We start from the raw sequence: 13,974 nt of genomic DNA on the forward strand, positions 1-13,974 counted from the left end.
CATGACAGCGCCCCTCTCCCCTCCCCGCGGCCTGGTGCTGGTGGCCGACGACGATCCCGTGATGCGCTTGCTGATGCGGCAGATGCTCACGCAGGTGGGCCTGGACGTGATCGAGGCCGAAGACGGCGTGCAGGCCCTGGCCAGCTACAAGCACAGCGGCCCGGACCTCGTCATGCTCGACGTCGACATGCCGGCCATGGACGGCTTTGCCGTGTGCCGCGAAATCCGCCACCAGGAAGTGGGCGGCACGGTGCCCATCATCATGGTCACGGGCGGCGACGAGCTGGAAGCCGTCACGCGCGCCTACGAGGTGGGCGCGACGGATTTCATTTCCAAGCCCATCAACTGGCCCATCCTCGGGCACCGCGTGCTGTACGTGCTGCGCGCCAGCGACGCCATCGCCCGCCTGCGCATCGCCGACGCGCACAACCGCGCCGTGCTGGCCGCCATCCCGGACACCTTCTTTCGCCTCAACAGCGAAGGTTTTTATCTCGACTACGAACAGGGCCACGACGCCAGCGCCGGCTTTTCCATCACCGACTGCGTGGGCAGCCATATCCGCGACGTGCTGCCGCCCGAAATCGCCGCGCGCCTGCTCGACCAGGCGCACGCCGTGCTGGCCACGCAGCACATCGGCTCGGTCGACTACACGCTCACGCACGAAGACAGCACGCGCCACTTCGAAGCACGCCTGGTGGCGACGGGGGCCGATGAAGTGCTGGGCCTGGTGCGCGACATCAGCGAGCGCAAGCGCACGGAAGAACAGATACGTCGCCTCGCCTATTGCGACAGCCTGACGGGCATCCCCAACCGGCAGGCGTTCCTGGAAACCCTGGAACGCGAACTGGTGCGCTCGAAGGAGCACGACAAGAAATTCGCCGTGCTGTTCATGGACCTCGACGCCTTCAAGCGCATCAACGACACCCTGGGCCACGACGTGGGCGACCATTTGCTCAAGGTGGTGTCCGAGCGCCTGCGCGAAACCATCCGCCCCAGCGACCTGGTGCTGCGCGCCGAATACGAGCTCGATGGCGTCTTTGGCGGCAGCAACCTGGCGCGCCTGGGCGGCGATGAATTCACGATTTTGATACCCGACCTGGAGCGTGTGGAAGATGCGCTGAACGTGGCGCACCGGGTCAAGGAAGCCATGCGCCGGCCGTTCATGATCGAGGCGCACGAGATTTTCGTCACCGCCAGCATCGGCATCTCGCTGTATCCGGAAGATGGCGAGGATTGCAACTCGCTGCTCAAATATGCGGACACGGCCATGTACCACGCGAAGAACTGCGGCAAGAACAATGCCAAGCTGTACAGCTCGTCGCTGACGATGGAAATCATGAGCCACGTCAAGATGGAAGTGGGCTTGAGGAAAGCCTTGCAGAACAACGAACTGTATTTGCTGTACCAGCCGCAGATCGACGTGCCCAGTACGCAGATCGTCGGCGTGGAAGCGCTCGTGCGCTGGCGCCATCCGGAACGGGGCATCATTTCGCCCACGGAATTCATCCCGCTGGCCGAGGAAACAGGGCTGATCGTGCCCATCGGCGAATGGGTGCTGCGCACGGCCTGCAATCAGGCCAAGGCGTGGCAAAACGGTAGCGGGCGCGCCATCCGCATGGCCGTGAACCTGTCGGCCAAGCAATTCAAGGATGAAAACCTGATGCAGATCGTGCTCTCGGCCCTGGCCGACACGGGCCTCGATGCGCGCCTGCTGGAACTGGAATTGACGGAAGGAACCTTGATGGACGATGCGCGCGCCACCATGGTAACCCTGGAGCAATTGCGCGGCATCGGCGTGTACCTGTCGATCGACGACTTCGGCACGGGCTATTCGTCAATGAATTATCTGAAACGCTTCGACGTGCGGGCCTTGAAGATCGACAAGAGTTTTATCGCCGGCTTGCCGCAGGATGCGGAAAACGCGGCCATCACGCGCGCCATCATCGCCATGGCGCATGGCTTGAAAATGGTGGTGGTGGCCGAGGGCGTGGAAACGGACGAGCAGCTGGTGATGCTGGAAGAATACGGCTGCGACATGGTGCAAGGCTATTTCCTGGGCCACCCTTCACCGCACGACACGATCACGGCCATGCTGGCCAGGCAGGCGAACCAGCTGGCCAGCGTGGAAACTAGAGCACTTCGAAGGCAAGGATTTGCGTGACTTGCAGCGGATTAAAATTGTCGTCGGAAATCAAAACCAGGCTGCGGCGGCCGTTTTCCAGACGCGGGCCCCAGCTGATGCCTTCGATATTGTCGACCCGTGCCAGGCCGATCTTTTCCAGGTCCAGCAGCAAACGCTTGCGCGCCGGCACATAGGTCGCGCCCGCCAGGGCCGGCAGCGCCTGCACATCGGTGGCGCCCTCCGTTTCCATTTCGTAGATGCGCACGTGGTTCGTGTAGACGCCGTCCGCATTGGCCACGCCGGCCCGCTCCACCACCAGCAACTGATGGTCGTTGACGGCGAGGATTTCCGACACGCCATTGTCCGCCTCGCGTCCGGGCCCGGGCCGCGACGCCACCGGCTCAATCGGATACGCATACTGGCCCAGCACTTTGCCCGCGCGGTCCAGGCGCGTGATGCGCACGATGGAGCCGTTATCGGGCGTGGCCAGCGGGCCGTCCTGGTACAGGGCCGCTTCCATGCCCAGCCACAAGCTCTTGCCATCGCTGGCAAACGACAGCGCTTCAAACGTCATGTTGTTGCGCGAGCCAACCTCTTCCTTCGAGACATTGAACATGGCCGGTGTCGGCAAGGTGGCCAGGTAACGGCCGCCGCTGTCGGCGTGGCGCACGAACGGGTGCAAGCCCACCTTGCGGTTGCCTTCGCTGCCGTACCACAGGCTGCCATCCTGCGGATCGACACGGATGGTTTCGATATCGGCTACCTGGTCGCCCCGGTCCAGCTTGGCATGCGCCAGGTTCGGATAGCGGCTGCCGTCGGGCTGCGTGAAGAAATGCACGCTGCTCAAGGTCACACTGGTAAACGCCTTGCTGTCAAAGTTCAAGGCAGCGCGGTAGAAGCGGGCCGGATTGATTTCCGAGCGGTCATCGCTTTCCATCACCCAGCTCTTGTTGGCCGCATCGTAATCGATGCCGGACAAGCCGCCCACCGTGGTGCCCTCGAACGCGTGTTTGAGCGCGATGCGCTGTTCGCCAATCAGGCGCAGGCCCGTAATCGGCGCGTTGTGGGAGAAGTTGGCGCAGGCGGAAAGGACAATGGCGGCGGATGCCAGGGCAAGCGCGGTACGGAGAAATCGGTGCATGGCAGGTATCAGTAAGTTGCGTAGGTCGGATTAGCGCGAAGCGCGTAATCCGACAACATTATTGGCGGCACACGCCGGATCACACCACCCCATCGACCTTGAGCCGCGCAATGGCGGCCGCATCGTAGCCGAGGGACGCCAGCACCTCGTCATTGTGCTGGCCCAAAGTCGGCCCCAGCCACTGCGTCTTGCCCGGCGTGGCGGACAGTTTCGGGCTGATGGCGGGCAATTTGACGGGCGTGCCGTCGGCAAACTGGTGCTGTTCGAACATGTCGCGGGCGAGAAATTGCGGATCGCTCATCATGTCGCGCACGGAGTAGATTTTGCCGGCCGGTACGTCAGCAGCCTTGAGCACGGCCAGCGCGCTGTCTATCGTGTGCGTGGCGCACCAGGCGCCGATGGCGGCGTCGATTTCCTGTGTACGCGCAACGCGCCCGTCATTGCGCGCCAGTTGCGGGTCGCCCGCCATGTCGATGCGGCCCATGGCCAGCATCAAGCGCTTGAAGATGGCGTCGCCATTACCGGCAATCACGATGTTTTCGCCGTCGCCCGTCGTGTAGGTATTCGAGGGCACGATGCCAGGCAAGGAGCCGCCTGTGCGCTCGCGTACCACGCCCGCCTGATCGTATTCGGGCACCAGGGATTCCATCAGGTTGAACACGGATTCATACAGGGCCACATCGACCATCTGGCCTTCGCCGGACGCCGCGCCGCCCGTCACGTCGCGGTGGCGCAAGGCCATCATGGCGCCGATCACGCCGTGCAGGGCCGCCACGGAGTCGCCGATCGATACGCCGACGCGCACGGGCGGACGGTCGGCAAAGCCGGACACATAGCGCAAGCCGCCCATCGATTCGCCGATGGCGCCGAAACCGGGCAAATCCTTCATCGGCCCCGTCTGGCCAAAGCCGGACAGGCGCACCATGATGAGGGAAGGCTTGATCTGCTTGAGCTGCTCGTAGCCGAGATCCCACTTTTCCAGCACGCCGGGGCGGTAGTTCTCGATGATGATGTCCGCTTCCAGGGCCAGCTGGCGCGCAATGGCCCGGCCTTCGGGCGACTTCAGGTTCAAGGTGACGCTTTTCTTGTTGCGCGCCTGCACCGACCACCACAGCGAGGTGCCATCCTTCAGTACTCGCCAGGTACGGATGGGGTCGCCGCCATCGGGCGACTCGATCTTGATCACGTCGGCGCCGAATTCGGCCAGCATGCGGGCACAGAACGGCCCCGCGATCAGGGTGCCCAGTTCCAGCACTTTAATGCCTTGCAATGGACCAGTGGTCGCGGAGGATTCTGTCATGTTGTATTCAGGTTGCCCTGCGGTCAAGCATCGCGCGGGCAATCGTGCCCGCATCGACGTATTCCAGTTCGCCGCCCACGGGCACGCCGCGGGCCAGGCGGCTCACGCGCAAGCCCCGCGCCTTCAGCATTTCGCTGATGTAGTGGGCCGTCGCTTCGCCTTCATTGGTAAAGTTGGTGGCCAGCACCACTTCGCCGACCACGCCATCGTTGGCGCGGTTTAATAGTTTTTCGAGGTGGATATCTTTCGGGCCGATGCCGTCCAGCGGAGACAATCTCCCCATGAGGACGAAATACAGGCCCTTGTAGGTCAGCGTCTGCTCGATCATCAACTGGTCGGCGGGCGTTTCCACCACGCACAGCAAGCGCTTGTCGCGCTCTTCGTCGAGACAGGTCTCGCACACCTCATGTTCGGTAAAGGTATTGCACAGGCCGCAGTGATGCACGGCATCGACGGCCTGGAACAGGGCGCGCGACAGCATGGCCGCGCCTTCCCTATCGTGCTGCAACAAATGAAATGCCATCCGCTGCGCCGACTTGGGGCCGACGCCGGGCAGGCGCCGCAGCGCCTCGGTCAAGAATTCAAGCGACTTGGACATGGATCAACCTTGCCCCGTGCCATAGATCGAGCGCATGCGGTAGTGCATCAGAATGGCATTTTGAAGCCAGCTGGCAAGTTCATGCCGCCAGTCAAGCCTGCCATTTTTTCAGCGGACGTCGCTTCCGCCTTGCGTACGGCGTCGTTGAAGGCGGCAGCCACCAGGTCTTCCAGCATGTCCTTGTCGTCGGCCAGCAAGGACGGGTCGATGGAGACGCGCTTGACGTCGTTCTTGCACGTCATGACGATTTTCACCAGGCCGGCGCCGGACTGGCCTTCCACTTCCACCAGCGCCAGTTGTTCCTGGGCTTTTTTCATGTTGTCTTGCATTGCTTGCGCCTGCTTCATCAGGCCAGCCAGTTGATTTTTCATCATGAGAATGCTCCGTTCAATTCAGTTTATGAGTTTTGTTAATCATTAATGCAGGGTCGGCGCGGCGGAGCCGGCCGGTGCAGGGGTAATTGTTCCCGGCACAACAAAAGCGTCGAATGCACGCTTCATGTCGAGCACGAAGGGATCGCTGGCGATGGTTTCTTCCGCTTGCAGCTGGCACGCCTCGCGGTGGGCCTGCGCCTCCGCGCTGGCCGTGTACCAGACGGCGCCCAGTTCCGTGTCGACATTGACCTTGCGGCCGAAGCGTTCGCTGAGCACGGCCGCCAGTTTTTCCACGTTGGCCGGACTGCGCCAGGTGTCGATGGGCACGCGCAGGCGGAAAGTCGTGCTGTGGCCGTCGTGCAGGCATTCGATCAGCTCGGCCTGCACGGCCAGCTGCTGGGCTATGCCGCGCAGGGGCAGCACGGCGGCGACGGCGGGCCAGTTGCCGTCCCAGTCCAGGCCCGGTACGGGCGTGATCACATACGGTCCGCTCGGCGCGGCTTGCTTGGCGGCGCGCTGCGGCATGATGACGGCCGGCTGCTCGCTGCTCTGCGCGGCGGGCGCCGACACGGCAGCCGAGGCGCTGTCGTCGGAGAATTCGGTGACCCACGGCGGCAAGTCGTCGTCGGCGGGTGCCTGCTGTGGCGGCGGCGCGGCAGGACGCGCCTGCTGCACGGGCGCCGTAGCGGCCACTGGCGCTTCCATCACGGCGACCGGTGGTGCATCGTCCCACGGCGCAGGCGCTTTTGCGGCGGCGGGTGGTGGCGGTGCTGCCTGGACCGGTGCGGCCGGGGCTGGCGCCGCGGCGACAGCTTCCGCTACCGGTGCGGGGGCAGCCGGCTTGGGCGCCGACGATGGCGCCGATGGCGCGCTGCCCGGACGGCCTTTCGAGGCGGCACGGGCCGCTTCCAGCGCCGCATTGATGGCGGCGCGGGCGGAACTGATCGGGGCGCCCGATGCTGCCGGGGCGGCCGCAGCGGGAGCAGGAGCAGGAGCGGCAGGCGGCGGTGCCGCTGGTGCTGGCGCCGGGGGTGCTACAGCTGCCGGTGCCGGTGCCGGGGCAGCCGCGCGTGGTGGCGGCGCTTCGCTGCGGGCCATGCTGGCGGCAGCGGCTGCGACCACGGCGGGCGGGGTCACGGCTGCATGGCTGGCCACGGTGTTCGTGGCGGCGCGGGCGGCCGGTGCGGATGCGCCAGCCGCGGCGCGCGCGGCGGCCACGGCAGCGGGACGGTTGCCCGATACAGACGCTGGCGCGGCAGCAGGCACACCTTCGGCGCCGCCTATGCCGGGCCGAAAGGCCAGCATGCGCAGCAAGGTCATGGTAAAGCCCGCGTATTCGTCGGGCGCCAGGCCCAGTTCATTGCGGCCATGCACGGCGATCTGGTAAAACAGCTGGACTTCTTCCGCGTCAAACGCGGCAGCCAAACGGACGATGTCTGCGTACTCAGGCAGATCCTGCGGCAAGGCGGCTGGCACGGTTTGCGCCAGCGCAATGCGGTGCAGCAAGGTACCCAGGTCTTGCAAGGCGCCGTTGTACGACAGGCTGCGCGACGCCATCTCGTCGGCCACGGCCAGCAGATCGGCGCCATCCTGCTGCGCCAGCGCGTCGAGCAGGCGTACCAGGTACGATTGGTCGAGCGCACCGAGCATGCCTTGCACGGCGTCCAGGGTGACCGCGCCGGCCGCGTAGGCAATGGCCTGGTCCGTCAGGGACAGCGCATCGCGCATGGAACCGTGGGCGCCCTGGGCCAACAGGCGCAAGGCCGGCTGTTCGAAGGTGATGCCCTCTTGCCCCAGGATATTGTCCAGGTGGCTGATGATGTGGCCGGGCGGCATCTGCTTGAGGTTGAACTGCAGGCAGCGCGACAGCACGGTCACGGGAATCTTTTGCGGGTCCGTCGTGGCCAGGATGAACTTGACGTGCTCGGGCGGCTCTTCCAGGGTCTTCAGCATGGAATTGAACGCGTGGTTCGTCAGCATGTGCACCTCATCGATCATATAGACCTTGAAGCGCGCATTGCTTGGCGCATACACGGCTTGCTCGAGCAGTTGCGCCATTTCATCGACGCCGCGGTTCGACGCCGCATCCATCTCAATATAGTCGACAAAGCGTCCCGCATCGATCGCCGTGCACGCTTCGCACTGGCCGCAAGGCTGGGCCGTGATGCCGCCCGTGCCATCGGGGCCGATGCAATTGAGCGACTTGGCCAGGATGCGCGACAGGGTCGTCTTGCCGACGCCGCGCGTGCCCGTGAACAGGTAGGCGTGATGCAATCGGCCGCTGTGCAAGGCATGCGTGAGCGCGCGCACGACGTGCTCCTGGCCGACGAGCGTCTCGAAATTCTTGGGGCGGTATTTACGGGCGAGGACTTGATAGGACATGCTGAGATTTTACCATGCGATTTTGCGGGTGATCCTGCGCGGCGGGCGCAAGCCTCATGGCCGGGCCAGGACAAATCTGGCAAACGCGGCAAAGCAGCAATTGTATAACATGGCCAGCTAGAAACAGTGAAAACACGGCAAGCCCGGCAATGCTGCGGATCGGCAAGAAAACGGGGCCGTAAAAGCAAAAAAGCTGCCCATGGCAGCTTGATTGTTGATCCTGATAAAACATTCCCGAAGGAGGCGAGCCTGATCTGCGGCACTCATGGTTAATAGCCGTGGCTGCTTCGTTCCCGACCTGACCAGGTTAGCCATGCCACGATGCGCAGGGGCCCGCCAGGGACAATTATAACCGACCTGCGCAAGATTGGGAAATTGCCGTGCAGTCAAGCCAAACCCAGAAGCAAAATCTGGGGTCGTACCCTGAGGGTACGACCCCGGCATCCGCAATCGGGTTGGCCTTACAACCCCAGCTCCTGCCAAATCCCATCCACCTTGGCCTTCACTTCCGGCGTCATGGCAATCGTCGTGCCCCACTCGCGCGTCGTTTCGCCCGGCCATTTATTCGTCGCATCGATACCCATCTTGCTGCCCAGGCCGCTGACCGGCGAGGCGAAGTCCAGGTAGTCGATCGGCGTATTGTCAACCAGGGTCGTGTCGCGGATCGGGTCGACACGGGTAGTGATGGCCCAGATGACTTCTTTCCAGTCGCGGATGTTGACGTCTTCGTCGACGACGACGATGAACTTGGTATACATGAACTGGCGCAAGAAACTCCACACGCCGAACATCACGCGCTTGGCGTGGCCCGCGTACTGTTTCTTGATCTGCACCACGGCCATGCGGTAGCTGCAACCTTCGGGTGGCAGATAGAAGTCGGTGATTTCACTGAACTGCTTTTGCAGCAGCGGCACGAACACTTCGTTCAGGGCCAGCCCCAGCACGGCCGGCTCGTCCGGCGGTTTGCCCGTGTACGTGGAGTGGTAGATCGGATCGCGGCGCATGGTGATGCGGTCGATGGTAAACACGGGGAAACTGTCCTGCTCATTATAGTAGCCCGTGTGGTCGCCATACGGCCCTTCCAGCGCATGCTCGTAGCCGCTCGGATGGTTTTCGTCCGGATAGATATGGCCTTCGAGCACGATTTCGGCCGAGGCAGGCACGCGCAGCTCGCTGCCGATGGCTTTCACCAGCTCCGTGCGGCTGCCGCGCAGCAAGCCGGCGAACTGGTATTCGGACAGGCTGTCCGGCACCGGCGTGACGGCCCCTAATATAGTAGCGGGATCGGCACCGAGCGCGACGGCGATCGGATACGGTTTGCCCTTGCTCTGGATCGCGTGCTCGCGGAAGTCCAGCGCCCCGCCCCGGTGCGCCAGCCAGCGCATGATGACCTTGTTGCGCCCCAGCACCTGCTGGCGGTAGATGCCGAGGTTTTGCCGCTTCTTGTTCGGGCCCTTGGTAATTACCAGGCCCCAGGTGATCAGGGGTGCGACGTCGCCAGGCCAGCAATGCTGGATCGGCAGGCGCGCGAGGTCGACGTCGTTGCCTTCCCAGACGATTTCCTGACACTTCGCGCCGCGCAATTCTTTGGGCGACATGTCCCATACGGATTTCACCAGCGAGCCCAGGCCCAGCAGATCCTTGAAATCCTTCGGCGGCTCCGGCTCCTTCAGCCGCGCCAGCACATGGCCGATCTTGCGCAATTCGCTGACATCTTCCGCGCCCATGCCCAAGGCCACGCGGCGCGTGGTGCCGAACAGATTGCCCAGCACCGGCATGGTGTGTCCCGTCGGATTATTGAACAGCAAGGCCGGTCCGCCCGCGCGCAAGGTGCGGTCGCACACTTCCGTCATCTCCAAAATCGGTGAAATGGGGGTCGAAATGGGCTTAAGTTCACCCATTTGTTGCAGTTGAGAAATAAAATCTCGTAAATCTGAATATTTCATGTGTTTTTAATTTTTTTTGACGTCGGACGCCGTTGCTGAAGGATCTATGCCAAGTAATTGATTTTATTGGCTTTTGGCACAATGCAAGTCAAAAAGTGAGACATAAAAGTAATAAAGAAACGATTCGTTAGTATTGACTTGATATAAAACGGCTTCTACAATTCGCCCAACTTGAAAGAGCACGCCGGCCCAGAGCTTGATTTTAGCGTTTCTCTTTCATTCACGGAGTCGGGGCTCCACATGACATTTTAAGGAGTGTTTTCAAAAGGCGTCTGCCTTACCCCCGGTAAAAGTTGTATTGCGACTGATCCAATACCAGAATGGGACCGATCAGCTCAAGCAAGCAATGACGGCGTTTCTCGCACGCATCCATACGCGGCGGAAACGATGATATTTCTGATGCACGGCATTGGCAGTACCCACAACACCGCGACACCGCGGAGGGACTGCCTGTTGACGCGACATTTCGGGGAACTCTATGACTCATCGTAGCACTGAAGCAGCATTACCTGCTTCAACCGTGGCTGGTCAGCCAGCGTTGGCGCGTTTGCGCGCCCGCGCACAAGCCATTTCGGCACGTGGCGTTTTAACCACTGCGCAACACACACTGACAGTCTTCGGCATTTCCGCCCTGGCACTGATCGCCCTGCTGATGTTCCGCCCTGACCTGGGCAAGCAACTGACGCACAGCCTGTTCCCGCTGCCGATGGCAGAAGCGCAAGCCGTTGAAGCGCCGGCCCTGTCGGCACTGATGGAAGCGCCCGCTTCCGTGCAAACGGCCGCCGCCAGCGACGCGCCGCTGAGCAAGGAAGAAAAAGCCTTGCTGGGCACGCAAAAGCAGCAGCAATGGGTCACCAACTGGCTCTCCAAGCGCTACCGCGTGGCAAACGATGCGACCAATATGCTCGTGTCGACGGCGTACCTGACGGCCCGCGAAATCAAGCTGGATCCGCTGCTGATCCTGGCCGTGATGGCCATCGAATCGGGCTTGAACCCGTTCGCGGAAAGCCCCGTCGGCGCACAAGGCTTGATGCAAGTCATGTCGAAAGTGCATCATGAGCGCTTCCAGGAAATGGGCGGCGTGCAAGCAGCCCTGAATCCCGTCGCCAACATCCGCGTCGGCTCCCTGATCCTGAAAGACTACGTCACGCGTGGCGGTTCCGTCGAAGCAGGCCTGAAAACCTACGTGGGTGCCGCCAACTTCGCCACCGACTCGGGTTACGGCTCGCGCGTGCTGGCCGAATACCGCCGCCTGAAACAAGTGTCGGCTGGCCAGCGCGTGCCGACCACGACGCCGGTGATGGCATCGAACACGCCAGCACCAGCCAAGGCACCGGCAGCGGAAAGCGGCAGCATCACCATCAAGATTGCCCCACATAACGAGATCGCCGGCCTGTGACCCTTTAAAAGCCCTCACAGGGGCATCCAAAAGCAGCACCCAATGAAAAAGCCACCGTTCACGCAAGTGCCGGTGGCTTTTTTGTTGCCCTGCGGCAGCAGCCGCAGGAACTACGCTGTATATTACTTGCGCTTGTTGGCGTTGACTTCTTCCTCGCGGAATTTCACTGCCAGCTTGTCGAGCACGCCGTTCACATACTTGTGACCGTCGATACCGCCAAACGACTTGGCCAGCTCGACCGCTTCGTTGATGACGACGCGGTACGGGATTTCCATGTTGTTCTTCAGCTCGAAAGCGCCGATCAGCAGGATGCCATGTTCGATCGGCGACAGTTCCGCGATATTGCGGTCGATCAATGGTGCCATGCTTTCGCGCAGCGCCAGCGAATCCTTGATGGCGCCGTACAGCAGCACCGTGAAATGATCGCCATCGGCCTTGTCGAAACCATGCGCCGCGCGAATATTGTTCACGACGGTGGTCGCGTCTTCATTGTTCAGCAGCCACTGGTACAAGCCCTGCAGCGCAAACTCGCGCGCGCGGTGACGCGGCGTGCGGTTTTTGCTGGGATTGGCGAGCAAATTTTTCTCAGTCATGATTGTTACCTGTTCTTAAATACGTATTTACTGCAGATAGTGACGAATACCGCGGTGCGATGCCAGGCAACACTCCGCGGCGCAAGCACGATTAATCCTCGTCTGTGTCTTGCAACTCTTCCAGCGCTTGCGCCAGATTAGCCATTTCCACTGCCACGCGTGCCGCTTCAGCTCCCTTGACCAGCATGCGCACTTCCGCCTGCTCGTCGTTTTCGGTCGTCAACACTGCGTTGGCGATCGGAATGCCGTAATCGAGACCGACGCGCGTGATGCCCGCGCCCGATTCGTTCGATACCAGCTCGAAGTGGTAGGTTTCACCGCGAATCACGGCGCCCAGTGCGATCAGGGCGTCGAATTGCTCGGTTTCCGCCATTTTTTGCAGAATCAGTGGGATTTCCAGGGCGCCCGGCACGGTCACGTGCAGGATATCTTCATCGGCCACGCCCAGCTTGCTCAACTCTTCCAGGCATGCCGACAGCAAGCCACCACCGACGATTTCATTGAATCGTGCCTGGACGATACCGACGCGCAAACCTTCGCCGGCAAAATTGGTTTCATATGTTCCTACGGTCATCATAAGCCTCTTTAATCTGGTGGTTCAGGGCGGCACGCACATGCCGCCATCGTTTACTCTCACATCGACGCCTGACAAAATCGTAGCGAGCGGCAGCGAGTTGTGGTCGAGAAGCGCAACTGTACGAAGGTACAGTGAGCATCACAGACCGCAAATCGCGACGCGCAGTAGATTTAGTCAGGCGTCTGGCCAGGATGGCACTGAAAACCGGTCACTTCCAGGTCGAAACCAACCATCGACGGCATCTTGCGGGGGCTGGCCAGCAATTGCATCTTGCTCACGCCCAGGTCGCGCAGGATTTGCGCGCCGATGCCATAGCTGCGCAAGTCCATGCTGGCCGCGCGGCCTTTCGGCTTGGCTTGCGGCGTGTCCAGGGCGGCGAACTGGGCAAACAGTTCGCTCGACGTCTCGCCGCAGTTCAACAAGACCATCACGCCACGCTCGGCCTGCTTGATGGCGGCCATCGAGGCGGCCACCGTCCACGAGTGGGTGGTCGCTTCGCTTTCCAGCACGTCCAGCAGGGAAACGGGCTGGTGCACGCGCACCAGCGCTTCCAGGCCGGGAGCCAGATCGCCATGCACGAGGGCCAGATGGGCCGACGCGCTGGGCTTGTCGCGGAAGGCGATCAGGCGGAACTCGCCATGCGCCGTGTGCAAGGTGCGCTCGGCAACGCGTTCGACCAACGATTCTGTCTGGCTGCGGTAATGGATCAGGTCGGCAATCGTGCCGATTTTCAGGCCATGCTGCTCGGCAAACACCAGCAAATCCGGCAGACGCGCCATGGTGCCGTCGTCCTTCATGATTTCGCAAATCACGGACGCGGGCGTCAAGCCGGCCATGGCCGTCAGGTCGCAACCGGCTTCCGTATGGCCTGCGCGCATCAGCACGCCGCCCTTTTGCGCTTTCAGCGGGAAGATATGGCCAGGCTGGACGATATCACTGGGCTGCGTGCCCTTGGCTACGGCCACCTGGATGGTCTTGGCGCGGTCGGCGGCGGAAATACCCGTCGTCACGCCTTCGGCCGCTTCGATGGAAACAGTAAAGTTGGTACCGTAGGCGGTGCCGTTGCGCGACGTCATCATCGACAGGTTCAGCTCGTCGCAACGCTCTTCCGTCAGGGTCAGGCAGACGAGGCCACGCGCATGCGTGATCATGAAATTGATGGCTTCAGGCGTCACGAAATCGGCGGCAAGCACCAGATCGCCTTCATTTTCCCGGTCTTCTTCATCGACCAGTATCACCATGCGGCCGGCGCGCAATTCAGCGACGATCTCTTCGGTGCTGGATATAGACATTGTTCATCCTCTTATGACGCCGGTCAAAACCTGCTGCGCGTCGGTTTTGCCAGGCGTTGTTAGTGAAACTAAAAACTGAAACATCAAGCACGAATATTCCTCAGATTTCCGGGAATTTTCTTATAACCTGCTATTTTAAAGGATTTAGCGCTTGCAGACCTGAAATAAGACAGCTTTACGGCACGGATGCCGCAGCCTGCATCACAAAGCGCCGATTCCCCGTTCCAGCGCAGACGGCGGTGGCAAGACG

General features: G+C 61.8%; 11 protein-coding genes and 1 other RNA gene. 2 read left to right on the plus strand and 10 right to left on the minus strand.

The window, feature by feature from the left end; all coding sequences use genetic code 11:
- Position 1: 1 nt before the first annotated feature.
- Positions 2-2,161 (plus strand): putative bifunctional diguanylate cyclase/phosphodiesterase, encoded by a 2,160-nt coding sequence (locus tag MRBLMS1_RS09035; RefSeq protein ID WP_485879069.1) that lies wholly within the window; start codon positions 2-4, stop codon positions 2,159-2,161.
- Here MRBLMS1_RS09035 and MRBLMS1_RS09040 read toward each other — a convergent pair.
- The 7 genes from MRBLMS1_RS09040 to ubiD form a co-directional block, all read right to left on the minus strand.
- Positions 2,130-3,263 (minus strand): esterase-like activity of phytase family protein, encoded by a 1,134-nt coding sequence (locus tag MRBLMS1_RS09040; RefSeq protein ID WP_485879071.1) that lies wholly within the window; start codon positions 3,261-3,263, stop codon positions 2,130-2,132. The two genes, MRBLMS1_RS09035 and MRBLMS1_RS09040, sit on opposite strands and share 32 nt — an antisense overlap.
- Positions 3,264-3,342: 79 nt before the next feature.
- Positions 3,343-4,563 (minus strand): CaiB/BaiF CoA transferase family protein, encoded by a 1,221-nt coding sequence (locus MRBLMS1_RS09045; protein WP_485879072.1) that lies wholly within the window; start codon positions 4,561-4,563, stop codon positions 3,343-3,345.
- A gap of 7 nt (positions 4,564-4,570) precedes the next feature.
- The gene (gene recR / locus MRBLMS1_RS09050) at positions 4,571-5,161 is read right to left on the minus strand and encodes a recombination mediator RecR (RefSeq protein WP_034786598.1); all 591 of its coding nucleotides are present in this window, start codon (positions 5,159-5,161) and stop codon (positions 4,571-4,573) included.
- 47 nt (positions 5,162-5,208) lie between these two features.
- Positions 5,209-5,535, minus strand: coding sequence for a YbaB/EbfC family nucleoid-associated protein (locus MRBLMS1_RS09055; RefSeq protein WP_034759121.1), 327 nt, complete (start codon positions 5,533-5,535; stop codon positions 5,209-5,211).
- 42 nt (positions 5,536-5,577) lie between these two features.
- Positions 5,578-7,917, minus strand: a complete 2,340-nt coding sequence (dnaX, locus tag MRBLMS1_RS09060; RefSeq protein WP_485879075.1) for a DNA polymerase III subunit gamma/tau — start codon at positions 7,915-7,917, stop codon at positions 5,578-5,580.
- 239 nt (positions 7,918-8,156) lie between these two features.
- An RNA gene (gene ffs, locus MRBLMS1_RS09065) (signal recognition particle sRNA small type) lies at positions 8,157-8,255 on the minus strand.
- A gap of 123 nt (positions 8,256-8,378) precedes the next feature.
- Positions 8,379-9,863: a 4-hydroxy-3-polyprenylbenzoate decarboxylase gene (ubiD, locus tag MRBLMS1_RS09070; RefSeq protein ID WP_083292446.1), complete on the minus strand. Its 1,485-nt coding sequence runs from the start codon at positions 9,861-9,863 to the stop codon at positions 8,379-8,381.
- 478 nt (positions 9,864-10,341) lie between these two features.
- Between ubiD and MRBLMS1_RS09075 the strand changes: the two genes are divergently transcribed.
- Entirely contained in the window at positions 10,342-11,262 is a 921-nt protein-coding gene (locus MRBLMS1_RS09075; protein WP_181877876.1) for a lytic transglycosylase domain-containing protein, read from the plus strand.
- Positions 11,263-11,384: 122 nt separating this feature from the next.
- Here the strand turns inward: MRBLMS1_RS09075 and nusB are convergent, their stop codons facing one another.
- The 3 genes from nusB to ribBA form a co-directional block, all read right to left on the minus strand.
- Positions 11,385-11,855, minus strand: a complete 471-nt coding sequence (gene nusB / locus MRBLMS1_RS09080; protein WP_034759129.1) for a transcription antitermination factor NusB — start codon at positions 11,853-11,855, stop codon at positions 11,385-11,387.
- A 91-nt stretch (positions 11,856-11,946) separates the two neighbouring features.
- Entirely contained in the window at positions 11,947-12,429 is a 483-nt protein-coding gene (gene ribH / locus MRBLMS1_RS09085) for a 6,7-dimethyl-8-ribityllumazine synthase (RefSeq protein ID WP_076570670.1), read from the minus strand.
- Between the two features lie 173 nt (positions 12,430-12,602).
- Positions 12,603-13,724, minus strand: a complete 1,122-nt coding sequence (gene ribBA, locus MRBLMS1_RS09090; RefSeq protein WP_128140071.1) for a bifunctional 3,4-dihydroxy-2-butanone-4-phosphate synthase/GTP cyclohydrolase II — start codon at positions 13,722-13,724, stop codon at positions 12,603-12,605.
- Positions 13,725-13,974 lie beyond the last annotated feature (250 nt).

The sequence above is a fragment of the Massilia sp. LMS1-1-1.1 genome, from assembly GCF_040815535.1.
In the GTDB taxonomy this organism is placed as follows: domain Bacteria; phylum Pseudomonadota; class Gammaproteobacteria; order Burkholderiales; family Burkholderiaceae_D; genus Janthinobacterium; species Janthinobacterium aestuarii.